We start from the raw sequence: 23,402 nt of genomic DNA on the forward strand, positions 1-23,402 counted from the left end.
CCACGGACCCTCCCGCCCGTTTCACAAGAGGGAGACACTAGAGCCCTCATATAGTAACGTCTTCCGGCAGCCGGGGTCACACGGAAACAGGACGGACCCGAAGGCCCGTCCCGTCCGGTGCGCCGCCCTCCGGGGCGGCCGTCCGTGCGGCCGTCAGTGCGGCGAAGGGGGCTCCACCGCACCGACCAGGTGGACGTAGACGACGGAGGAGTCGACGCCGTCGAGCCCCAGAGCCGCGTTGACCGTGTCGTCGTAGAAACCGCCTATCCCCACCGACGACTTGCCCAGCCACGTCGCGACGAGCGCCAGGTTCTGCGCGAGGTGGCCGCTCTCCTGAAGGACGAGACGATAGGAGCGCAGGCCGTAGTGGAGTCTCTGGAAGGTCAGGTCCGCGACCGTGAACACCCACAGCGGACAGTCGTCGACGTGCAGGTTCCCGCCCGCCTTGGGCGGGAAGACCACGCTCGGGTCGGTGGCGGGCGCCATCCGCATCAGCTCGGCGCGGATGTCCTCGTCGCCGATCAGCTCCAGCGCGTGGCCCTCGGGGTCGTAGAGGTACGTCCCGCGCCCGAGCCCCTCGACGTCGTGGCAGTGGAGCAGGACCCGCAGCGGGTAGCGGGTGCCGCCGCTCGGGTACGGGCGCACCGGGTACGAGGCGTCCGCCCCCGGCATGGTCTTGCGCGCCGTGACCCCGGCCGAGAAGTACAGCAGCGTGCCCAGGTCGCCGAGGGTGAACGGCCCGCGGTAGGTGCCGTACGCGCTGCGCCGGGCGAGCAGCACCTCCTCGAAGGCGGGGGCGCCGGCCGGCACGGCGGGGCGCTCCAGCGCGATGCGCGCGAGCGGCGTCGGGAGTTCCTGGCGCCCCTCGGCGGTCGCGCCGGGCATGTCGGGGCGCTGGTCCATGAGCCGGGCGTCGAAGAACTTGCCGTGCTCGTGCAGCAGCCGGTCCGGGGCGAGCTGGGTGTCGGCGAAGTAGGGCACCCGGGGCCCGCCGGACACCAGGTCCATCGACACCAGCCAGGCCGCGTACGCCTCGTCCTGCGCGGTGAGCCCCAGGTGGTTCGCCAGCAGCCGGGCGACGGTCCGCAGCACCTCGCCGGGAGCGGCGGTGAGCAGTCCGGCCTCGTGCGCCGGCACCAAGGCGGCCAGCAGCGCGCACTGGTCGCGGTACCAGTCGCCCACCGTGGTCCCGGGCAGGGCCAGTTCGGCGCGGGTGGCGGTGTGCCGCTGCCGCCATTCGGCCTCGTTGCGGAAGTGGTCCTGCTCCGCCGCGCTGCGGGCCGCGTGCCGGTCGGCGGCCAGGGTGGAGGTGTGGGTGCGCAGCCAGGACGCCGCGTGCCGCGGCTCCGGGCGGGCCGCCGTGGCGGAGGCGAGCAGCAGCGCGGCGGCGGCCCGCAGGCGCTTCTCGCGCGAGGGCGTGGCGCGCAGCACGGCGAGAGCGGTCCGCGCGGTGGAGGCGAGGTGCGGCAGGCAGCGGGCGAACCCCTCGTCGCCGCCGAACGGGGCCGTGTCGGGGCCGGGTCCGGCCACCGGGCCGGCGTCGACGGCCGCCGGGTCGGGGACCGCGGCACGGAGCGCGTCGCCGAGCGCCGCGAGGGCGCCGTCGTCCGGGCCGTGGAGGTGGACGGTGAGCCGCCCGCCGTCCTCGTCGGTGCGCTCGGCGAACCAGCCGCGCACGTCGCCGGCCGCCTCGCGCGCGGCCGCCCAGGGGGCGACGGCCGCCAGGAGCAGGCGCTCCGCCAGTGCCCCGTCCTTGTCGAGCGCCACGCCCAGGGAGTGCCGGCGTCCCGCCGTACCCTCCGTGCCGTGCGCCCGCGCCATTGTCGTCATTCCGTCACCCGTCCTCGTTCCGCGGATAGTCAGGTAATTCATCCGCACCGCCTCGGAATTGGTGACGATAGCCGCGCCGCGGCAAGCGCGACAAGACCCGAAGAGGCCCGCCCGAGAAAGCAATTTGGGATATTCTCGCACCGCCCGCCACATGCGAAAATGCCCCTTAATACACAAGGGAGCCACCCCTCTCCCGGGAAAGTGCGACACAGCACCAGGTAATCGCGGAATAGCCGCCCCCCTACCTCCCGGACGGACGTCCGGGCTCGATTCGCCGCCCTGCGCACAGCGCGGGCGGTGGTGTTGAACGTGGCAGAAGACAGCTCGTCCCCGCCCGTGACCGGGCCGGGGGCATCAGCTCGGGAGACTCGGAAATGAAGTCGATCAAAGTACTCGTCGCCGGCGGGGGGATAGGCGGGCTCGCCCTCGCCGTAGCCCTGCGCGAACGCGGCATCGCCGTGGAGGTCTTCGAACGCGCCCGGGGGTTCGGGAATACCGGTTCAGGCATCGAACTGACGCCCAACGGCGTGAAATCGGTGGACCGGATCAGCGCCGGACTGGGCGAGGCCGTGCGCCGGGCCGGCTGGTCCAGCGAGAGCCACGCCTGCGACATGCCCATCATGTCCTCGGAGGGCAAGCTCCTGAAGAGCCGCGAGGTCGGCAACTTCCCGGCCAAGTGGGGCGCCCCGATGATCGGCATCCTGCGGGCCGACCTCCACCGGATCCTCGCCGACGCGGTGAGCCGCCCGGGCGCCGCGCCCGTGACGGTGCACCACCAGGCGGCCGTGGTGGGGGCGGCCACCGACGGGCGGACCGGGAGCCTGACCCTGGCCGACGGCCGCACCGTCACCGGCGACGTGGTCGTCGGCGCGGACGGGGTGCGCTCCACCCTGCGCGGGATCGTCGCCGGGGAGGTGCCGCCGCGGTACCTCGGGTTCACCTCCGTCCGCGGCATCTCCAAGCGGCCGCCGCAGCACGGCGACGGCTTCGTCTTCGTCGGCCCGGGCGGCCACTTCTTCGCCGAGGCGTTCGACGACACCCGGCTGTTCTGGACGGCGACGGTGAACTCCCCCGAGCACGTCTGGCCGGCCAAGCCGGTGGAGCAGGCCAAGGCGGACCTGCTGGAGCTGTGGGGCGGCTGGTCGTCCCCGCTCCCGGAGACCGTGGCGTCCTGCGCGCTGGAGGACATGGTCGTCACCGACGTCCACGACTGCCCGCCGCTGAAGCGGTACCACACCGGGCGGCTCGTGCTGCTCGGGGACGCCGCGCATCCGATCGGCCCGGTGCTCGGCCAGGGCGCCAACATGGCGCTGGAGGACGTCGCGACGCTGGCCTGCCTGCTGGCCGAGCAGGACGTCCCGGCCGCGCTGCGCCAGTACGGGCGGGTCCGGTCCCGCCGCGCCAACAAGATCGTCCAGCACTCCCGGCTGCTCGCCCGGCTGGGGCACACCACGAACCCCCTGGTGGGCCGGATCCGTGACGCGCTGATCAGCTCCATGAAGCGCCGCGAGGAGACCTACCGGGACAAGGAGCTGTTCAGCTACAGCCCTTGAGTCCCGCAGCACCACCGCATCAGCTCCCGATCCGCCCCGCACCGCGACGCCGGTACCTACCGAGACAGAGGACAAGATGACCAACCTCGCCGACTACGTGTTCCACAACGTCCCCGCGCAGCTCAGCCCGCTGGAGGAGTTCCTCGACCCCTTCACCCGCGCCGAACTCGCCGAGATCGCGCCCGCGCCGGGCGGCCGCTTCCTCGACCTGGGCGCCGGCGGCGGCTCGGTGACCCGGATGCTGTCCGAGATCGCCGGCGCGTCGGGCACCGTCGCCGCGGTCGACCAGGACACCCACATGGTGGCGCCCGCCCCCAACGTCTCCATACACACCCAGGACCTGAGCACCGGCGAGCCGCTGCCCGCCGAGGGCCCGTTCGACCTGGTGCACGCCCGGCTGCTGACCCACCACCTGGAGAACCGGGTGGAGTTCGTGCACCAGCTCGCCGGTTCGCTGAAGCCGGGCGGCTGGCTGCTGCTGGGCGAGTTCGTCCGTTCGGCGCCCAAGGTCGTCTCCGCTCCCAGCGAGAAGCACGCCGAGGCGTTCGTCCGGGTCCTGGACGGCCTCTACGACGTGATGACGGCCCGTCACACCCACGGCGCCTGGGGCCACGAGGTGCACGCCACCATGCTCGACGCCGGGCTGACGGACGTGCGCACCCAGTGGCACTACCAGAGCTGGACCGGCGGGGGCCACGGCTGCCGCCTCTTCGAGAACAACGTCAGCCAGAAGCGCGACGCCATGATCGAGGCGGGCTTCGACGCCGCGGACATCGACCTGTTCCTCGCCTCGATGCACGACCCGGCGATGGTCGTCCGCAGCCACGAGTTCGTGTCCATCCGCGGCCGGCGTGGCTGAGGGAGGCACCGCCGTGAGCAGCCGCAGCCGGCACATCGCCTTCTTCAACGTCCCCGCCCCGGGGCATCTGATGCCCACGCTCGCGGTCGCCGAGGAACTGGTGCGGCAGGGCCATCGCGTGAGCTATCCGGCGACCGCGGCCCACGCCGAGGACGTGGCGTCCACGGGCGCCGACGTCGTCCCGTACGAGTCCACCATCGACGTGCAGCGCGACTTCCCGGCCGGCACCGAGAACTGGCTGGCCAAGGTCCTGCTCAGCGGTGTGCGCGAGGGCATCCACACCACGTCGCTGTTCGACGCGCACTTCGCCGGCGACCGCCCGGACGCCGTCGTCTACGACGGCTACGTGCGGTGGATCGGTGAGCTGTTCGCCGAGAAGTGGCGGGTGCCGGCCGTCCGGCTGTTCCCGGTGGGCTGTGTCAGCCAGCACGTCACACCGGCCGCCATCGGCGACGCCGCCTACGCCGAACTGACCGGGGAGATGGGCCGGTTCGCCGCGATGAACGGCATCGACCCGGAGTTCGGCTTCCACGGGCTGAAGGGCGACCCCGACGCGCTGAAGATCGTCTTCTATCCGAAGCGCTTCGGCTACGTCGACGCCGAGACCGACGACAGGTTCCGCTTCGTCGGGCCGTGCCTGCGGGCCAAGTCGCTGGAGGGCGACTGGCAGCCGCCGGCGAGCGGCAGGCCGGTGGCGCTGCTGTCCCTGGGCACCAGCTTCAACCAGCAGCCCGAGCTCTTCCGGATGTGCATCGAGGCGTTCGAGGACCTGCCGTGGCACCTGGTGGTCGCGGTGGGGCCCGGTGTCGACCCGGCCTCGCTGGGGCCGCTGCCGCCGGACGTGGAGGTGCATCCGTGGGTGCCCTTCCAGGCCGTCCTGGAGCACGCGCGGCTGATGGTGTGCTCCGGCGGCACGGGCACCGTGATGCACGCGCTGCACACGGGCACCCCGCTGGTGGTACTGCCCCAGCTCGCCGCGGCTGACGGGCTGGCGCGCCAGCTGGAGGAGTTCAACGTGGGCCGGATGATCGGCCGGGAGGAGGCGTCGGCGAAGGCCGTGCGGGCGGCGGTGCTCGATCTCGCGTCCGACGGGTCGGCGGCACAGGCCACCCGGGAGATGCAGCGCCATGTCCTCGACTCGGGCGGCGCCGTGCGCGCCGCGGCCGAGATCCTGGCGCACATCGACGGCGCCGCGTAGGCCGCGCCGGAGAACGGTGGCACCACGGGCCGGCGCGCCGGAGAACGGTGGCGTCAAAGGCCGGCGGCGTCGGAGAACGGTGGCGTCAAAGGCCGGCGGCGTCGGAGAACGGCGGCACCACGGGCCGGCGCGCCGGAGAACGGTGGCGTCAAACGCCGGCGGCGCCGGAGACCGCCCGCGCCGCGGGCCGCCGCGGGCACGGCCACGGCGGCTGCTGGACCGTGAGGTTCAGGAGCCGTCGTAGTCGGTGCCGGAGAGCTGCTGCGCGAAGTTGATGAGCTCGGTCTCGAAGAGGGCGCCGCTGTCGGTCACCGCCCAGTCCATGTGGCCGAAGATCTCCATGGCGATGATGCCGTAGAGCCGTGCCCAGGCGGCCAGGAAGGCGAAGATCACCGGGAGGGGCAGCCCCTCCTGGCCCTCCAGATAGTCCCGCAGGCCCGGGGCGAGACGGTCCTCGATGAGCTCGACCGGCGGGGTGCGGAGCTGACCGCGCCGGTCCAGCTCGGCGATCTCGCCGAGGAAGGTCACGCCCACGCAGGCCGGCGCGTAGTCCGGCTCGGGCGAGTCGCCGCGTTCCGCGCCCGGCGGCGGCGGTCCGAGCATCAGCCCGAACTCGGCGCGGTGCTCCAGCCCCCAGTCCCGGAAGGCGCGTGCCATCGCCAGCAGGCGGGGCAGCGGATCGCCCCCGGCGACGCCGTCGCGCGCGAGGGTGGTGACGGCGCCCAGCTCCTGGAAGAGGTCGCTGCGCACGTCCGCGAGCAGCGCCTCCAGGCTCGGGTAGTAGCGGTACAGCGCGGAGGGCGTCATGCCCATCTCGCGTGAGATGGCCCGCAGCGACACCGCGCCCGGACCGCCCTTGACCAGCAGCTCCTTGGCCACGTCCTTGATCTCGGCCACGGCGGACGCGCGCCGCTTCTCACGCCAGTTCGTTGCCATCCGCGCTTCCAGTCCTTCGGTCGACCTGTCCCCAGCATTCCATGGACGGCTCTCTACGAGAACACGCTTGACAGTAGAGTACAGCGACCTGCAAAGTGAACGGTGTTCTCGTTTCGGCGCAGTGTTAACGCGATGAAGGTGCGAATGTGAGTACCCAGACCCAGGCACCGGCGGGCCCCGACCGGCCGGGAGACGTCACCGCAACCCCCGCGATCGAGATCAGCGGGCTGACCAAGACGTACGGCTCGTCCGACACGCCGTCCGTCGACAACGTGTCCCTGTCGGTCCCGGCCGGCACGGTCTTCGGCTTCCTGGGCCCCAACGGCGCCGGGAAGACCACGACGATCAAGATCCTGGCGGGGCTGCTGTCCCCCACGTCCGGCAGGACCCGGCTGAACGGCTACGACGTCGCCAAGCAGCGCTCGGCCGCGATGCAGCAGTTCGGCGCGGTCCTGGAGGGCTCGCGCAACGTCTACTGGACGCTCTCCGCCTGGCAGAACCTCCAGTACTTCGGCCGCCTCAAGGGCATGCGCGGCGCCGATGTGCAGGTGCGCGCGGAGGAACTGCTCAAGGGCCTCGACCTGTGGGACCGCCGGGACGAGAAGGTCGGCGGCTACTCACGCGGTATGCAGCAGAAGGTCGCGGTGGCCACCGCGCTCATCGCCGACCCGCCCATCGTGCTGCTCGACGAGCCGACCCTGGGCCTGGACGTCGAGGCGACCCGCACCGTCATGGAGTGGATCCGCACCCTGTCCCGCGAACGCGGCAAGACCGTGCTGCTCACCACCCACCAGATGAACGTGGTGGAGGAGCTGTGCGACCGGGTCGCGGTCATCCGCAAGGGCCAGGTCATCGCGGACATGTCGACCGACCGGCTGCTGTCGCAGTTCCGCGAGCGCGACGCCTACGAGGTCCGCATCGAGGGCGACCTGCCGGAGCTGTCGCTGCCGGCCGGCTTCACCGCCACGAGCGCCGAAGGAGCCACGATCGTCACGGGCCGGGTGGCCGAGCCGCAGGAGATCTACGCCCTGGTGGACCGGCTGCGCGAGCAGCACGCCGTGGTGCAGTCGCTCTCCCAGGTGGCGCCCGACCTGGAGGACGTGTTCATGGGTCTCATCAAGGCGCCCGCCCATGACTAGCCTCGCCCCCCTCCCCGCACAGCGCGCGGCCCGCCCGGCCGCCGGCTGGAAGCTCACCCCGCGCACCGGAATGAGCGTGCTGGGCGCCGAGATCCGCAAGGGTCTGCTGTCCCAGCTCGCCCACCCGGTCGGCCACATCATCATGCTGACCATCAGCACGGTGCTGTACCTCGGCATGCAGTACGTGATGGGCCAGGGCGAGCTGCGCCGCGACCTGATCCCGGAGACCCTGGTCGCCATCAGCGGCTACTGGTTCCTGCACTACGGCAGCCTCGTCATGGTGGCCGACCTGGTCGAGGAGAAGCGCGGCGGGACGTACGCCCAGAGCCACATGTCGCCCGCTCCCCCGTGGGTGTTCATGATGGGGCGGCTGTTCACGGCCTCCCTGATGGGCCTGATGGTCGCCGTGGTCGCCACCGTGGTGCCGATGCTGGTGACCGGGGTGACGATCCCGCTGAAGTTCGCGGCGCTGCTGCCCTACGCGCTCGTCGTGGTCAACGTGCTGGCGTTCACCTTCGTGCTCGCCGCCATCGCGATCAACTCCCCTATGGTCGGCGCCCTCCACTCGCTGTTCACCTCGCTCGTCATCCTGCTGAACGGCTCGATGATGCCGCTCGGTCTGTACCCGGACTGGCTGGCGGTGGTCGCGCGCTTCCTGCCGACCACGCTCGGGATCGAGGCGACGACGAAGGTCCTCTTCGACGGGGCGTCGCTCGGGGACATCTGGTCGGACGGGACGCTGCCCTGGCTGCTGGCGTACACGTTCGCCCTCGTCCTCTTCGGCGGGTGGATCTTCGCCCGCAACCAACGCCGTGCCGTCCGCGACGGCCGGCTCGGCCAGTACTGACATGAGCGGGGACCTGTCATGACGACGCTCACTCCCATCGCCGACCGCGTCGGCCCGGCCCCTGCCGCCGGCCGGCCGGGCGCCGCCACGTACTACAACGGCTTCAGGAACGAGGTGCACAAGGGGCTGCTGAACTTCGCCGCCGGCTGGCGCGAGGTCGTGATCCAGATGATCACCTTCCCCGTCTTCTTCCTGCTGCTCGTCCTGTTCATGGGCAAGGGGCAGCTCAAGGACGAGCTGCTGCTGCCCGGCCTGCTCGGCATGGTGTCGCTGACGTTCATCCACGAGCAGGTGAACCGGGCCTTCTGGAGCTACCTCGGCGACATGCAGTCGGGTGTGCTCGAACAGACCTATCTGACGCCGCTGCCGTCCTGGACGCTGATCCTCGGCCGCCAGGTCGCCGCGGTGGTGTCGGCCCTGCCGAGCGCGCTGTCGGTGCTCGTCGTCGGTGTGATCACCATCGAGGCACGCGGCGGGGACACGCCGTTCGACGTGCAGATCCTGCTGCCGCTGGCCTCCATCGTGCTCGGGACCTGCGGTCTGGCGCTGATCCTGTGCGGCCTGACCCTGGTGTTCAAGCGGATCGAGATCATCACCCAGTTCTCGATGGCCATCTGGTTCATCGCCGGCGGCACCTTCGTGCCGCTGGACAACGTGCCCGACGTGACGGCCTTCCTCAGCCGGCTGCTGGTGCCGATCGCACCCGGCATCGAGGCCATCCGGGACGTCCTGGTCGGCGGCCACTCGCTGCTGGACCTCCAGACCGGCTGGGGCCTGTGGTGGGTGATCGTCCAGCCGCTGCTGCTGGTCGGCATCGGCGTGGTGCTCTTCGGCCGGCTGGAGCACGTGGCCAGGCGCCGGGGCACCCTGGGCCGGTACTGACACCGGCCCCATGACCCTCCGGGCCGTCGGCGACAGAGCGTCAACCCCCGTCCGAGAAGCCGTGCCGGGCATCCCCCGTACCGGCCGGCCAACGGATGACGCTCCCGCCGACGGCCCGGAGTCCTCCGTCCGCCACAACCGAGTAGTGGTCACCGTCCAGGAACTCGACCTCGGTCCGCGGACACACCGCACGCCACCCGGCCCCCGGCGCGTGCGGGTCCCCCTCCCGCTCCCGCGCCACGAACAGCAGGGCGGGGACGTCGCAGGGGGCGGGCCGGTAGTCGGCCAGCACCGACAGATGGTGGGCGTGGGCGGCCGCCAGCCGTGCGAAGGCCTCCCGGTCGGCCTCCTCGGGGAACAGCCCGTGGGCGACGGCGGCGGCCCTGGCCGCACCGAGGACGTCGCCCCCGGCCGCGTCGCGCACCGCGGCGAGGAGGCCGGCCGGCGGACGGCCGCCCGCCAGATCGCCCAGGAACTCGGCCAGACGGGCCGCCTCGCCCACCGGCCGGCGGCCCTCGGCCACCAGGCTGTCGATCATCACCACCCGGCAGTCGTGCCCCTCTGCGGTGAGCTGCCGGGCCGCCTCGTAGGCGAGGACTCCGCCCATCGACCAGCCGCCCAGCAGATACGGGCCCTCGGGCACCAGCTCGCGCAGCTCCCGCAGATAGCCCGCCGTCATCGTCTCCAGGTCCCGGTCGCCCGCGGTGCCGGGGCCCCCGGCGAGCATCCGGCTCTGGAAGGCGTGCACGGGCCCCGGCCACACCTGCGCCAGGTCCCGGTAGCAGGCCACCGAACCGCCGACCGGGTGGAACAGGACCAGCGGCCGCCCGCCCGGGTCCGTGCCGTCGGAGAGCGTGACCGCGCAGGCCGCGGGGCCCGTGCCGGCGTGCACGGCCGCGGCGAAGGCGCGCAGGGTGGGCGCTTCGAAGATCCGGCCGAAGGGGACCGCCGTGCCGAGTTCGGTGCGCACCCGGTTGACCAGCCGCAGCGCGAGCAGCGAGTTGCCGCCGAGGGCGAAGAAGTCGGCGTCCGGGCCCGCCTGACGCACGTCCAGGAGTTCCTCCCACAGCTCGGCGAGCCGGCGCAGCACCTTGTCGTCCGGCGCCGGCCCGTCCGCGGCGCCGTCCGGCGAGGGCGCCGACAGCAGCTCGGCGATCCGGCCCGTGTCGACCTTGCCGTTGGCCGTCAGCGGCAGCCGGTCCACGATCCCGAGCTGCCCGGGCACCATGTAGGCGGGCAGCCGCTCCCGCAGATGCGCCAGGATCCGCGGCGCGTCGGCGCCCGTCCCCTCCTCGGGCACCACCAGGGACACCAGCCGCAGCGCGCCGCCCGGCGACGGGGCCGCGCAGACCACGCACTCGGCGACCTCCGGGTGGCTGCGGACGGCCGCCTCGACCTCGCCCGGCTCCACGCGGAAGCCCTGGATCTGGACCTGGCGGTCCTCCCTGCCGAGGAACTCGATGGTGCCGTCGGGCCAGTAGCGGCCCAGATCGCCGGTCCAGTAGAGCCGTTCGCCGGTGTGCGGATCGCGCACGAAGCGTTCGGCGGTGCGCTCCGGGTCCCCCGCGTACCCGTCGGCGAGCCCCGCTCCGCCGATGTGGATGCGGCCGGTGGCCCAGGGCGCCCGGACCCTCATGCCGTGGTCGAGCACCCGCATCGTCTGCCCGTCGAGCGGGGTGCCGTAGGGGATGCTGCGCCAGGTCGGGTCCACCCGGTCCACCTCGTACCAGTTGGACCAGATGGCCGCCTCGGTCGCCCCGCCGAGGGCCAGTACCCGCACCCCGTCCCACAGGGCGCGCATCCGGTCCGGGAGGGTGACGGGGATCCAGTCGCCGCTGAGCAGGAAGGCGCGCAGCGGGGGCAGGTCCCCCGCCGGCGGCTGCGCGAGGACCTCGACCAGCATCTCGGCCAGCGCGGGGACGGAGTTCCACACCGTCACGCCGTGGGCGGCGGCGGACCGTGCCCAGCCCTCCGGGTCGGGGCGCCCGGTGGCGTCGGGGACCACCAGCGCGGCGCCGGCGGCGAGGGTGCCGAACACGTCCCACACCGACAGGTCGAAGCTGAGCGAGGAGATGCCGAAGACCCGGTCGCCGGAGACCAGGCGCAGCCGGCGGTTGATGTCGGCGACGGTGTTGAGCGCCGCGCCGTGGGAGATCATCACGCCCTTGGGCTCGCCGGTCGACCCCGAGGTGTGGATGACATAGGCCAGGTCGCCCGGTGTTCCGCCGCGCGCCGCGAGCGGCGGCCCGCCGGCGCCGGTCCGGTCGACGTGCAGGGCGGGCCGGCCGCCGAGGGTGTCCGCCGCGGGGGCGGTGCGGGACTGGACGAGCACGGCGCGGGCGGCGCAGGCGTCCAGCAGGCGCCCGATGCGGGCCGGCGGCAGATCGGCGGCGACGGGGCAGTAGGCGGCGCCCGTCCGCAGCACGCCGAGCACGGCGGCGACCTGTTCCCAGCCCTTGGCCATGACCACGGGCACGGTGTCGCCGGGGCCGATGCCCCGCCCGGCCAGCCAGTGGGCCACCGCCCGTGAGACGCCTTCGAGTTCGCCGTAGGTCAGGGTGCGGTCCGCGGTGACCACGGCCGGGCGGCCGGGCTCCTCGGCCGCCCGCCGCAGGAAGCCGTCCTCCAGCCGGCCGGCCGGCGGCTCGGCCCCTGCCGGGTTGAGCCGTGCGACCAGCGCGCGGTGGGCCGCGCCCGGCGCCTCGGGCGGGGTGTCGGCGCCGCCGGGGGCGGCGAGGTGGGCGACCATCCGGCGGTAGGCGTCGAACATGGCCTCCGCCGTCCCGTCGGGGAACGCCTCGTCGACGGTGTCCCAGACGCACTCGACGCCCCCGCCGGGGGCGTCCTTGAGCTGCTGGTCGATCAGGACCTGCGGGGTGCGCAGCGCCGAGGCCACGGTGCGGCAGAAGCCGCGCCCGGCGGCGGGGCGTCCGGCCGGCCCGAGCATGCTGTTGAAGACGTACGGCAGCGCGGCACGCGAGGTCCAGCCGCGCCGGGCGGCCAGTTCGCGGGTGACCCGGATCGCGCTCACGTCGCAGTGGCGCATGTCGTCCCACAGGCGCTTCTGGAGGGCGGCGGCCCGGACGAAGAAGTCCGGGGACCCCGTCAGGTCCACCTCCAGCGGCAGGGTGGCGCTGAACTGGCCGACCACGCCCGCCGCCTCGGGCCGGCGGGTCACCCAGTTCTGGTGCAGCACGTTCACGCAGAAGCCGGGCTCCGCCGCCCAGGCGCCGAGGATCTCGGCGTACACGTGCAGCAGTCCCGTCGTCGGCATGACGCGGTGGGCGCGGAAGGCGGCGCCGAGCCGCTTCCACTCGTCGGGGCCGAGCACGAAGGAGCGGCGGGTGAGGCGGGCCGGTGCGCCACCGCTGCCGGGGGCGGCGAGCGGCAGCCGCGGGGCGCCCGGCAGGGTGTCGAGGCGCTCCTCCCAGTAGCGCCAGTGCTCCTGGTGCGCGGGGGACGACTCCTCGGCCGCACGGGCGAGGACGCTCTCGCGGAACGTGCCGGTCACCGGGGGCAGTTCGGCATCGGGGTCGCGGTATAGCGCCCACCACTCGGCCTGGAGGCGGCGGGTGCTCGCCGAGTCCAGCAGCAGCAGGCTCATCGCGAAGTGCACCCGGGTGCGGTGGCGCCGCACCCGGTTGGCGGTGATCTCGAACAGCGGCCACCCGGTGGGCGCCGGGCCCTCGTCGCGCATCCGCTCCCGGGTGCGCCGCAGTGCGGCCTCGCGCTCCCCGGGGGTCAGGCCGGTCAGATCGGCGGTGTCCAGCCGGAACGGTGTCACCTCGCCGGGGCCGAGGACCCGCTGGCCCTCCTCGGACATCACGGTGCGCAGGTGCTCGTGCCGGGCGATCAGCAGGTCGATGGCGCGGCTCGCGGCCACCGGGTCGAAGCCGACGACGTCCGCCTCGGTGTAGAGGGTGGGCCGGAATCCGCCGAGCTCCATGAGCGGGCTCGATCCGACCAGATAGGCCGCCTGGAGATCGGTCAGCGGAAAGAGGTCCTCGGGCCCGGCGGGCGCGGCGGCCGTCCGGTGGGGTTCCGTGGGGGTCACTGCTGCCTCCCGGTGAGTGCGCCGCTCGGCGCGGGCAGGTGTGCGGCGAGCGCGGACAGGACCTGGTCCCGGGCGCCCTCGTGCAGGAAGAAGTGGCCGCCGTCGAACAGCCGGACCTCGGCGTCCGCGGCGGTGTGCCGCTGCCAGCCGGCGAGTTCGCCGGGTGTGGCCAGCGGGTCGTTGCGGCCGCCGTAGACGGCGACGGGGCAGTCGAGCGGGGGTCCGGGCCGCCACCGGTAGGTCTCGGAGACGGCGAAGTCGGCCCGCACCATGGGCAGCAGCGCGGACAGCGCGGCGGCGCTGTCGAGCACCTCGGCCGGGGTGCCGTTCAGCTCCCGCAGGTGGTCGACGAGTTCGCGCCGGGGCGCGGCGTGCACGGCGGGCTGCCGGGACGGCAGGTGCGGGGCGCGCCGGCCGGAGGCGATGAGCAGCCCGGGGGGCCGGACGCCGCGTGCGCGCAGGGTCCGGCACATCTCGTAGCCGATCAGCGCGCCCATGCTGTGGCCGAACCAGGCGTACGGGCGGTCCAGCAGCGGTTCGACGGCGTCGGCGAGCGCGCCGGTGAGGTCGTCGAGGCGGCGGTAGGGCGTCTCGGTGAACCGTTTCTCGCGGCCGGGCAGCCGGACGGCGAGCACATCGGCCCCCGGGGCGAGGTGTCCGGCCCAGTCGCGGTAGAGCGCGGCGCCGCCGCCGGTGTGCGGCAGGCAGAACAGCCGTACGGGGGCGTCGGCGGAGTCGGCCCAGCGCACGCACCAGTCGCCGGCGGACGCGGTGCGCCGGGGGCGGGAGGTCAGCGGCTCCACGACGCCGCCCTCTCGCCGAGCATGATGGCGCTGAGGTTGACGGGTGCGGCGGGGACGACGGGCATCACGGAGGCGTCCACGACGCGCAGGCCGCCCAGCCCGTGCACCCGGAGCCGTTCGTCCACGACCGCCTCCGGCCGGCCGGCCGGTCCCATCGCGGCCGTGCCCGCCGGGTGCCAGGACGGGCAGACGAAGCGGGTGACCGCGCGCCGCAGCAGGTCGTCGTCCCGCACGGTCCGCTCCGTCCACAGGAAGAGACGTTCCGTCAGCGGGGCCAGATGCGCACCGGCGACGGCGGACCACAGCATCCGCACGCCGGCCATCAGCCGCTCCACGTCCCGGGGGTCGGAGGCGAGGCCGAGTTCGATCACGGGCGGGCCGTCGGGCGCGGCGAGGCGGACCCGGCCGCGCGAGCGGGGCGTCAGCAGCGAGGCGTGCAGCGAGAAGGCGGTGCGGCCGCGCAGCACACCGGCCATGCCGGGCACGTCGAGCCCGCCGACGGCGTTGACCAGGGTGAGGTTGAGCTCCGGGACGCCGTCGGGGCCCGCCACCCGCGCGAGCACCTGGTGCATGGCCTCCCCGGGCCGGACGGCCTCCGGTGCGGGCAGCCCCCACAGGGCGACGAGCGGATGCTCCGACAGGTTGGCCCCGACGCCCGGCAGGTCGGCCACCGGGCGGATGCCCAGCCGGCCGAGGTCGCCGGCGGGGCCGACACCGGAGCGCAGCAGGATCGCGGGGGTGCCGACGGCTCCGGCGCTGAGCGTGACGCGGTCCGCGCCGATGCGCAGCGGCCGGCCGTCCCGTACGGCCTCCACCCCGACCGCGGTGGAGCCGTCGAAGAGGACGCGGTGCACCCGGCAGTCCGCCGCGACGGTGAGCGAGGCCCGGCCCCGCGCGGGCGCGAGATACGCCTCGGCGGTGGAGACCCGCCGCCCGTCCGCCTCGTTGCGGGGTATCGGGCCGGCCCCGGCCGTGCAGCCGGGGTCGTTCAGGTCGGCGGCGGCCGGCAGCCCGAGGTCGCGGCAGGCGGCGAGGAAGCCGTGGGACAGCGGCCCGAAGGCGTCCTCGGACAGCCGCCGTACCGGTACCGGGCCGTCGGCGCCGTGGGCGGGGCCCTTGACGTCGGCGTCGGCCTCCAGCCGCACGAAGTACGGCAGCACCCTGTCCCAGGACCAGTCGGGGTTGCCGGACGCCGCCCAGGCGTCGAAGTCGGAGGCCAGGCCCCGCAGCGCCAGGGCGCCGTTGACGGCCGAGGAGCCTCCGACGGCCCGGCCGACGGCGTACGGGTAGCGGCGTCCGGCGTCGCCCTCCCGGCCGATGTGCGCCGAGTGGTCCCAGTTGGCGCCCGACAGCACCGGGTTGTCCGGGGATCCGGGGACCCGCCCGTCGGGGCCGGCCTCCAGCAGGAGCACCCGGCGGGCGGGGTCCTCGGAGAGCCTGCCCGCGAGGGCCGCGCCGGCCGAACCGGCGCCGACGATCACCTCGTCCCAGTGGCCCTCGACGGTGTCCACGGCGTTCGTCCTCCCTCGTGTCGGGCCGGCCGTGTCGTCCGCGCCGGCCGCGTCATCCGCCTGTCGTGTGCGTCATCCGCCTGGCGTGTGCGTGCAGGCGTGTCGTGGCGTCCTTGTGCCGTGCCGCCCGTGTGCCGCGCGGTCCGGCACGGTGTCAGCGCCCGGCGGCGAGCCGGGCGGCGAGTTCGGCGATGGTGGGGCACTCGAAGAGCAGTCCCAGGTCGTCCTCGGTGCCGTCGGACAGCCCGATCTCCTCGCGGATCCTGGTGAGGATGAGGACGGCGTGCAGGGAGTCGCCCCCGAGTTCGAAGAAGTTGTCGTCGACGCCGAAGCCCTCCTGTTCGAGCACCTCGGTCCACATCCGCATCAGCCGTGACTCCAGCTCGTCGCGGGGCGCCGTCCGCTCCTCCGGCGCCAGCGAGGCCCAGGGCACCGGCAGGGCGGCGCGGTCCACCTTGCCGTTGGCACTGAGCGGCACCTCGTCGACGAAGAGGAGGTGCTGCGGGACCATGTAGTCCGGCAGCAGCTTCTCGGCGGCGGCGCGGACGGCGGCGACGGCGTCCGGCCCGCCGGGCGCCCCCGCGGCGCGCACCAGGTGGGCGACGAGCTGGCGCCGCCCGGTGGCGGGGTTGCGCTCCACCCCGGCGAGCGCCTCCGCGACGTCCGGCGCCGCGCGCAGCACGGCCTCGATCTCGCCCAGTTCGATGCGGTAGCCGTTGAGCTTGACCTGGAAGTCGGCGCGGCCGAGGAAGTCGATGTCCCCGCCGGGCAGGTAGCGCCCCAGGTCGCCCGTCCGGTAGAGCCGTTCGCCGGTCACCGGGTGGACGACGAAGCGCTCGGCGGTGAGGTCGGGCGCGGCCCAGTAGCCGCGGGCCACGCCGGTGCCGCCGATCCAGATCTCCCCCGTCGTCCACACCGGGCAGGGCTCCATGTGCGCGTCGAGGACGTGGAGGGTCTGGTTGGCCAGCGGCTTGCCGTAGGGGATGCGGGTCCACTCCGGGGGCACCTCGCCGATGCGGTGGTGCACGGACCAGATCGACGCCTCGGTGGCGCCGCCGAGGCTGACGACCCGCGCCCCGGGGTGCTGTTCGCGGACCGCGTCCGGGAGGGTGACCGGTATCCAGTCGCCGCTCAGCAGCACCAGGCGCAGCGGGGAGTCGGCCGGGGCGGTGCCGGGCGCCGCGGCACGGGCCTCGGTCATCGCCTGCATCAGGGCCGGCACGGAGTTCCAGACGCTCACGCCGTGGCGGTGCACCAGGTCGTCCCAGTGCAGCGGGTCGTGGGCCTGGCCCGGGGACGGGAAGACCACGGCGGCGCCGGCGGCGAGGGCGCCGAAGACGTCGTACACGGAGAGGTCGAAGCTCAGCGCGGACAGGGCGAGGACCCGGTCGGCGGGGCCGACGGCGAAGCGCCGGTTGATGTCCTGCACGGTGTTGGCGGCGGCGCCGTGGTCGATCATCACGCCCTTCGGCTCGCCGGTGGAGCCGGAGGTGAAGATGACGTACGCCAGGTCGCCGGGCGCGACCCCGGTGTCGGGCGGGGTCGGGTCGGCGGCCAGCACCTCGGGGTCGTCGGCGGTGACGACGACGACGCCCTCGGGCCAGTCGAGCCCGTCCCGGCCGGCGCGGTCGGTGACGACGACGCGTGCCTCGCCGCGCTCCATGAGCCGGTGGCGCCGGGCGGCCGGCCAGTCGGGGCTGATCGGCAGGTAGGCGCCGCCGGAGAGGGCGACCGCGAGCACGGCGGTGACCTGGCCCGCGCCGCGTCCCATGACGACGGCGGTCAGGGTGTCGCGGCGGGCGCCGAGGTCGACGAGCCGGCGGGCCAGCCGCGAGGCGCCGGCCAGGATGTCGGCGTAGCTGTGGGAGCCGTGCTCGTCGACGACCGCGACCGCGTCGGGGCAGGCCAGGGCGCGCGAGACGACGAGGTCGCCCAGGGTGCGGGCGGGGATCGGCTCGGCGGTGTCGTTGGCGGCGTCCCGCTCGGCGCGCTGCCGGCCGGGCAGCAGGCCGCCCGTGCCGGTCCCGGTCCAGGAATCCGGGTCGGCGGCCAGCCGGTCCAGCAGCGCGCGGTAGGCGGCGAACATGTCGTCCAGCAGACCGGCCGGGAAGAGCGCCTCGACGGCGTCCCAGTTGTAGAGCAGCGCGCCGCGTTCCTCGGTGACCTGGTGGTCGAGCCACACCTGGGGGGTCTGGGTGATGCCGTACACCTCGTCGCCGAAGAAGCGGATGCCGTCCGACGGGTCCGCTCCCCCGCTGCCGAGCACCAGGGCGCTGGTGAAGACCACCGGCATCGACGCGCCGGGGCCGCCGCCGCCGCGCCGGGTCCGCTCGCGCAGCACCCGCACCCCGCTGAACTCCGGGTGCTCCAGGTCGCGCATGAGCTGCTGCTGGAGCCTGCGCACCCGGTCGCCGAAGGACTCGCCGGCCCGCGCGGTGACCGCGAGCAGGGACACGGAGGTGAAGTCGCCGATCAGTTCGCCCATCCGCGGGTGGGACTGGGGGCGGTTGAAGAGGGTCAGGTCCAGGGTGAGGTCCGGCTCGCTGGACCAGGTGCGCAGCACATCGGCGTAGGCGGTCATCAGCACGGCGGACGGGGTCGCGCCCGCCTGCCGGGCGCGTTCCTTGAGCGCCGTCCAGAGTTCCGGCTCCAGCCGGCCGCCCCGGTGCGAGAACTCCGGGCGGCCGATCGTGGCGGGCTGCACGGCCAGCGGCAGCGCGGGGGCGGCGGGCAGGCTGTCGAGGCGGTCCAGCCAGTACGCCTCGGCGGCCCGGTAGCGCTCCGAGTCCTGGGCCGCCGTCTCCGCCAGCACATGGTCGCGGTAGCTCAGGTCCAGGGGCTCGGGGGACCAGGACGGGTCCTCGTAGAAGCGCCGCCAGTCCTGGAAGAGCAGGTACATGCTGTAGCCGTCGAGGATCAGGGTGTCCAGGCTGATGTGCAGCCGCAGCCGGCCGGCGTCGAGCCGGGTGGCGCGGATGTCGAACAGCGGCCAGCGGTCCGCCGGCAGCACCTGGTGGTCCATCTCCTCCCGGGTGCGCAGGATCTCCTCCTCCTGCTTCTCCCCGGCGAGCCCGCTGAGGTCGGCGACGGGCAGCCGGTAGGCGGGCACGTCGGCGAGCACCCGCTGACGGCCGTCCGGCGCGATGACGGCCCGCAGCATGTCGTGCCGGGCGACGACCGCGCGCAGGCTGTGCTCCAGGCGGTCGGTGTCGAGTCCGGTGCGTTCGAGTTCGAAGTAGATGTGGGTGGAGACGCCGCCGAGTTCGACGGCGGAGCCGCGGCCCACCCAGTAGGCGTGCTGGATGTCGGTCAGCGGGAAGGGTTCGTGGCGCTCCCCGGGGCGCGGCACCAGTGCGGGTGCCGCGGCGGGGGCCGCGGACATCCGGAGCATGGCCACCAGGTCGTCGCGGTGGGCGCGCAGTTCGTCGCGCAGCCGCGGGGTCAGGGCGCCGGCCGGGGCCACCACGTCCAGTGCCCCGTCGTTGAGTCGGAGCCTGATGCCGTGCCGGCGCAGTTCGCCGAGCAGGTCCTGAATCACCGTGGATCTCCTCCGTCTCCGGCTGGCGTGGTCACCGGGGCCCCGCGGCCCGGGTGGGGGTGCCGTCCAGCGCGTCGGCGACGATGTCCGCCGACGGGCCGGAGAGCAGGGTGTGGTGGGTGCCGGGCACCCGGCGGGTGTCGACGGCGCCGGTCGTCAGGTCGGACCAGCCCCAGTCGGGGTCGTCCGCGCGGGGATGGCCCGCGAACTCGCTGACCTGGCCGTCGGTGGCGCGCAGCACCGTGATGTCGGCGGCGACCGGGGAGGCCGTCCACCGGTTGCAGGCGTCCACCACCGCGCGGAACACGGCGAAGGTGTCGGCCAGTTCGCGCCGGTCGGTGCCGGGGGTCGCGAGGCCCCGGGCGCGCAGCGCGTCGAGCGCGGTCCCGAGCCGTTCCCCGGCGGGCGGCCCGGCGGGGCCCGGCAGGCCCTCGGCGCCCGGGGTCCGCGCGTCGAAGCCGATGTCGAGGTCCTCCAGGAACCAGAGCAGCATCCGGGTCTCGTCCACGGGCCCCGCGGCGGTGTCCACCGCGCCGGGCAGCGGGGCCGGCGAGTCGACGACCACCAGCCGTTCGACCGTCTCCCCGCGCTCCTCCAGCAGCCGGACCACCTCGGCGGCGATCACCGCGCCGGACGACCAGCCGCCGATCCGGTACGGCCCGTGGGGCCGTTCCCCGGCGATCGCGTCGGCGTACAGGGCGGCGAGGGCGGGCACGCTGTCCAGCGGTTCCCGGCCGGTGGCCGGGCCGGGCGCCTGGAGGGCGAGGAAGGGGCGGTCGCGGGACTCGGCGAGGCCGCGGTAGCACAGCACGTTGCCGCCCGCGGGGTGGACGAAGAACCACGGGACCCCGTCGCCGCCGGACGGGCGCAGCCGCACCAGCGGGCTCCACTCCCCGGGCCGGCCGTCCAGCCACGCCGCCAGCTCGGCGACGGTGCGGTGCTCCAGCAGGGTGCCGAGCGGGACCCGGTGCCCGAGGGCGCGGGCGATCTGCCCGATCACCCGCAGGGCGGTGAAGGACTGGCCGCCGAGGTCGAAGAAGTCCTCGTGGACGCCGACGTGTTCGCGTCCGAGTACCGCCCGCCAGATCTCCGCCAGCGCCCGTTCGGTGGGGGTGCCCGGACCCTCCGGGGTGTCGTCCCCGCCGGTGGCGGCCGGGCGCATCGCCTCCAGTGCCTTGCGGTCGACCTTGCCGTTGGAGGTGAGGGGCAGCGCGTCCAGGACGGTGACCTGGGTGGGCACCATGTAGCCGGCGAGGCGGCGGGCGAGCGCCTTCTGCACCTCGGCGGGCACCGGGGCGGGCCGTCCCGGCTCCGCCGTCAGACAGGCCGCGAGCTGCTTGCCCGAGTCGGTCGAGCGGGCCACCACGGCGGCCGCGGCGACGCCGGGGATCTCCAGCAGCGCGTGCTCGATCTCGCCGGGCTCGACGCGGAAGCCCTGGATCTTGACCTGGAAGTCCGTCCTGCCGAGGAACTCGATGTCCCCGTCCGGCAGCCGGCGGCCCAGGTCCCCCGTCCGGTACAGGCGTTCACCGGTGCCGGGGCGGCGGACGAAGGCGGCGGCGGTCCGCTCCTCGTCCCCCAGGTAGCCGAGGGCGACGCCGGCTCCGCCGATGTACAGCTCGCCCGGCACCCAGTCGGGCGTCTGCCGGCCGAGGCCGTCCAGGACGTACCAGCTCTGGTTGGCGAGCGGCCTGCCGTACGGGATGCTCGTCCAGGCGGGGTCGGTCCGGTCGACGGGGTGGCAGATCGACCAGATGGACGCCTCGGTGGCGCCGCCGAGGGCGACGACCCGCGCGCCGGGGGCGACGGCCCGGATGCGGTCGGGCAGTCCGACCGGGATCCAGTCGCCGCTGAGCAGCACCGTCCGCAGCCGGGGGAAGGTGAGACCTGCCCCCTCGGCCTCCTCGACCAGGAGCTGCATCAGGGCGGGCACCGAGTTCCACACCGTGACGCCGTGCTCGCCGAGGGCCCGTGCCCAGGCGGCGGGGTCGGGCGGGCCGGGGTCGGCGAGCACCAGCCGGGCGCCGGCCCGCAGGGTGCCGAAGATGTCGTGGACCGACAGGTCGAACCAGAGCGACGACACCCCGAACAGCACGTCGTCGGCGGTGATGCCGAACCGGGTGTTGATGTCGACGACGGTGTTGAGCGGCCCCCGGTGGTCGAGCACCGCGCCCTTGGGGCGTCCCGTGGAGCCGGAGGTATAGATGACGTAGGCCGGGTCGCCGGGGTCGCGCGCCGGACCGGGGCGGGCCGTCTCCCGGCCGCCGCCGTCCGGCGGCCCGCCGGCGGCCAGCACCGGCGCGCCGGTCAGCGCGGCGAGCGCCTCCCGCCGGTCCGGGGTGGTCAGCACGGCGGCGGCAGCGGTGTCCGCGAGGACCCAACGCACCCGGTCGGCGGGCCAGTCGGGGTCGACGGGCACATAGACGGCGTCCGCGCTCAGCGCGCCGAGGACCGACGCGACCTGCTCCGCTCCGCGCGGCGCGGCCACGGCGACCATGTCACCGGGCCGCACCCCGGCGGCCCGCAGCGCGCCCGCGGTGTCCCGGGCGCGTGCCGCGAGGTCGCCGTATCCGACGACGGCGCCGCCGGCGACGAGGGCGGGACGCTCCGGCGCCTCGGCCGCGCGGCGTGCCAGCGCGTCGTGCAGCAGGCCGGCGGGCGGCTCGCCCGCGGGGGCGTTGAGCGCGGCGACGCGCTCGGCCTGGTCGTCCGGCAGCGGGGCGAACGCCCGCTCCCGCCATGCCTCGTCGCCCGCGGCGAGCCGCAGCACGATCGAGCGATACGCCTCCTGCATCGCGTCGATCAGCCCCGCGGGGAACATGTCCTCGATGACGTCCCAGATGACCCAGAGGCTGCCGTCCTTCAGGTCCCAGAACTCGCAGTCGATCAGCGTCTGCGGGGTCTCCAGCAGGCTGTCCACGGGCCGTTCGGCCCCGCCGACGAAGAGGGCGCTGCCGACGGCGAACGGACACACCGCCTTTCCGGGGGTGCGCCGGTGCTGGTTGAGCGCCTGGAGCACCTTCACACCGCTCCAGTACACGTGCTCGACGTCGTCGAGCACCTGCTTCTGGAGGCGCAGCGCCCGGTCCTCGAACGCCTCGTCGTGGCGCCAGTCGACCTCCAGCGGGTACAGCGAGGCGAAGTTGCCGAAGACCTCGCCCATCTGCGGGTGGAGCGGCAGCCGGTGGGTGATCATGTTGTTGAGCAGGAAGTGCCGCGACCCGCTCCAGTAGGCGAGCACCTCGGCGTGGACGGCGCACAGGACGTTGGTGGTGGTCAGCCCGCGGGCGGCGGCCTTCTCCTTGACGGAGGCCCAGACCTCGGGCGGGAAGAGCAGCTCCCGGCGCTCCAGCCGGGAGCGCCGCCTCGGGTCGGCGCCCTGCGCGAGCGGTATCTCGGGGGCGCCGGGCCAGCCCGCGATCCGGTCGGTCCAGTACGTCCGGGACGCCTGGCCGAGCGGGGACTCCTCCAGCTCGGCGAGGGCCAGCACACAGTCCCGGTAGCTGATCTCCAGTTCGGGCGGCGCGTAGCCGGGGTCGTCGTAGCGGCGCAGCACGGTGTCGATGAAGCGCAGGGTGGCGGGGGCGTCGCTGAAGAGGTTGTTGTTGTTGTAGTGCAGCTTGGCGGAGCCGTCCGGCAGCAGGCTGAGCCGCATGTCCACCCACGGCCACCGGTCGTGGACGGGCTCGCGGCGCTTCATCTCGTCGCGGACCCGGCCGATGTGGGCCCGTAGGCCCTCGGTGTCCTCGCCGCGGACGTCGTAGACCTCGATCCTGGCGGGCGCCGGGTCGCGGACGGTCTGGAGCCGCAGGTCGTCCCGCACCACGACGAGGTTCCTGCGCTGGTGCTCCAGTTCCCGGTTGAGGGCCTTCTCCAGCCGTCCCGGGTCCGCTTCGGCGAGGTCGTACTCCATGTACTGGTGGGGGCGCACCCAGTACTCGAAGCCCTCCCGGCCGCCCATGATGAAGGAGGTCTGGAGGTCGGAGGGCGCGAACGGCTCGTACAGGTTCGCCTCGTCCGCGCGGACGACCGGCAGCTCCCGGGCGGGTTCGCGCCGTTCGCGGCTGCTGCCGAGCCAGCCGACGAGTTCCGGCTTGTGCCGGGTCAGCCGCTCCCTGAGCGCGGGGGTGAGCGCCCCCTTGGGGGCGATCACCTCGATCCTGCCGTCCGCGGCGAGCCGCAGTCGGACGCCCGCCCTGGCGAGGTCGTCGAGCAGGGCGGGAACCTCGGCCGTGCTGTTGTCGGTCACCGC

At 74.2% G+C, this 23,402-nt stretch carries 13 protein-coding genes; 6 read left to right on the plus strand and 7 right to left on the minus strand.

Translation table 11 applies throughout. The features are described 5' to 3' along the window. Window positions 1–153: 153 nt before the first annotated feature. Window positions 154–1,830, minus strand: coding sequence for a SagB family peptide dehydrogenase (locus JE024_RS06930; RefSeq protein ID WP_205372751.1), 1,677 nt, complete (start codon window positions 1,828–1,830; stop codon window positions 154–156). Window positions 1,831–2,204: 374 nt separating this feature from the next. On the opposite strand from JE024_RS06930, the gene JE024_RS06935 reads away from it, so the two are divergent. The 3 genes from JE024_RS06935 (at window position 2,205) to JE024_RS06945 (ending at window position 5,440) form a co-directional block, all read left to right on the plus strand. Further along, window positions 2,205–3,383: an FAD-dependent oxidoreductase gene (locus JE024_RS06935; RefSeq protein WP_205372752.1), complete on the plus strand. Its 1,179-nt coding sequence runs from the start codon at window positions 2,205–2,207 to the stop codon at window positions 3,381–3,383. A gap of 76 nt (window positions 3,384–3,459) precedes the next feature. Continuing rightward, window positions 3,460–4,242: a class I SAM-dependent methyltransferase gene (locus tag JE024_RS06940; protein ID WP_205372753.1), complete on the plus strand. Its 783-nt coding sequence runs from the start codon at window positions 3,460–3,462 to the stop codon at window positions 4,240–4,242. 13 nt (window positions 4,243–4,255) lie between these two features. Beyond that, window positions 4,256–5,440 carry a macrolide family glycosyltransferase gene (locus tag JE024_RS06945; RefSeq protein ID WP_205372754.1) on the plus strand — a complete coding sequence of 395 codons (1,185 nt, stop codon included), beginning with the start codon at window positions 4,256–4,258 and terminating at the stop codon, window positions 5,438–5,440. Window positions 5,441–5,668: 228 nt separating this feature from the next. Here JE024_RS06945 and JE024_RS06950 read toward each other — a convergent pair whose 3' ends face one another. Beyond that, window positions 5,669–6,376 (minus strand): TetR/AcrR family transcriptional regulator, encoded by a 708-nt coding sequence (locus JE024_RS06950; RefSeq protein ID WP_205372755.1) that lies wholly within the window; start codon window positions 6,374–6,376, stop codon window positions 5,669–5,671. 146 nt (window positions 6,377–6,522) lie between these two features. Here JE024_RS06950 and JE024_RS06955 point away from each other — a divergent pair, with 146 nt between their 5' ends. Genes JE024_RS06955 through JE024_RS06965 form a run of 3 tightly spaced genes read left to right on the plus strand, consistent with a single transcriptional unit; the run spans window position 6,523 to window position 9,244 of the window. Next, window positions 6,523–7,515 (plus strand): ABC transporter ATP-binding protein, encoded by a 993-nt coding sequence (locus tag JE024_RS06955; protein ID WP_205372756.1) that lies wholly within the window; start codon window positions 6,523–6,525, stop codon window positions 7,513–7,515. Beyond that, window positions 7,508–8,362 carry an ABC transporter permease gene (locus JE024_RS06960; RefSeq protein WP_205372757.1) on the plus strand — a complete coding sequence of 285 codons (855 nt, stop codon included), beginning with the start codon at window positions 7,508–7,510 and terminating at the stop codon, window positions 8,360–8,362. The genes JE024_RS06955 and JE024_RS06960 overlap by 8 nt, the downstream gene beginning before the upstream one ends. An 18-nt stretch (window positions 8,363–8,380) precedes the next feature. Continuing rightward, window positions 8,381–9,244: an ABC transporter permease gene (locus JE024_RS06965; protein ID WP_205372758.1), complete on the plus strand. Its 864-nt coding sequence runs from the start codon at window positions 8,381–8,383 to the stop codon at window positions 9,242–9,244. A 40-nt stretch (window positions 9,245–9,284) separates the two neighbouring features. On the opposite strand, the gene JE024_RS06970 is transcribed toward JE024_RS06965, so the two are convergent. The 5 genes from JE024_RS06970 to JE024_RS06990 form a co-directional block, all read right to left on the minus strand. Beyond that, entirely contained in the window at window positions 9,285–13,298 is a 4,014-nt protein-coding gene (locus JE024_RS06970) for a non-ribosomal peptide synthetase (RefSeq protein ID WP_205372759.1), read from the minus strand. Next, window positions 13,295–14,101, minus strand: coding sequence for a thioesterase II family protein (locus tag JE024_RS06975; RefSeq protein WP_244882648.1), 807 nt, complete (start codon window positions 14,099–14,101; stop codon window positions 13,295–13,297). The genes JE024_RS06970 and JE024_RS06975 overlap by 4 nt, the downstream gene beginning before the upstream one ends. Then, a complete protein-coding gene (locus JE024_RS06980; protein ID WP_205372760.1) occupies window positions 14,089–15,612 on the minus strand; it encodes a GMC family oxidoreductase in 1,524 nt (507 codons plus the stop codon). The genes JE024_RS06975 and JE024_RS06980 overlap by 13 nt, the downstream gene beginning before the upstream one ends. A 154-nt stretch (window positions 15,613–15,766) precedes the next feature. After that, on the minus strand, window positions 15,767–19,150 hold the full coding sequence (locus tag JE024_RS06985) for a non-ribosomal peptide synthetase (protein WP_205372761.1): 3,384 nt from the start codon (window positions 19,148–19,150) through the stop codon (window positions 15,767–15,769). Between the two features lie 31 nt (window positions 19,151–19,181). Continuing rightward, entirely contained in the window at window positions 19,182–23,399 is a 4,218-nt protein-coding gene (locus JE024_RS06990; RefSeq protein ID WP_205372762.1) for a non-ribosomal peptide synthetase, read from the minus strand. Between the last annotated feature and the right edge of the window lie 3 nt (window positions 23,400–23,402).

Origin of the sequence: Streptomyces zhihengii, from assembly GCF_016919245.1 — a bacterium.
Classification (GTDB): Bacteria; Actinomycetota; Actinomycetes; order Streptomycetales; family Streptomycetaceae; genus Streptomyces; species Streptomyces zhihengii.

Bases quoted from the DNA above. Each gene is read 5' to 3' on its own strand.
- JE024_RS06930 (WP_205372751.1), bottom strand. From the start codon at position 1,830: ATGACGACAATGGCGCGGGCGCACGGCACGGAGGGTACGGCGGGACGC.
- JE024_RS06935 (WP_205372752.1), top strand. From the start codon at position 2,205: ATGAAGTCGATCAAAGTACTCGTCGCCGGCGGGGGGATAGGCGGGCTC.
- JE024_RS06940 (WP_205372753.1), top strand. From the start codon at position 3,460: ATGACCAACCTCGCCGACTACGTGTTCCACAACGTCCCCGCGCAGCTC.
- JE024_RS06950 (WP_205372755.1), bottom strand. From the start codon at position 6,376: ATGGCAACGAACTGGCGTGAGAAGCGGCGCGCGTCCGCCGTGGCCGAG.
- JE024_RS06960 (WP_205372757.1), top strand. From the start codon at position 7,508: ATGACTAGCCTCGCCCCCCTCCCCGCACAGCGCGCGGCCCGCCCGGCC.
- JE024_RS06965 (WP_205372758.1), top strand. From the start codon at position 8,381: ATGACGACGCTCACTCCCATCGCCGACCGCGTCGGCCCGGCCCCTGCC.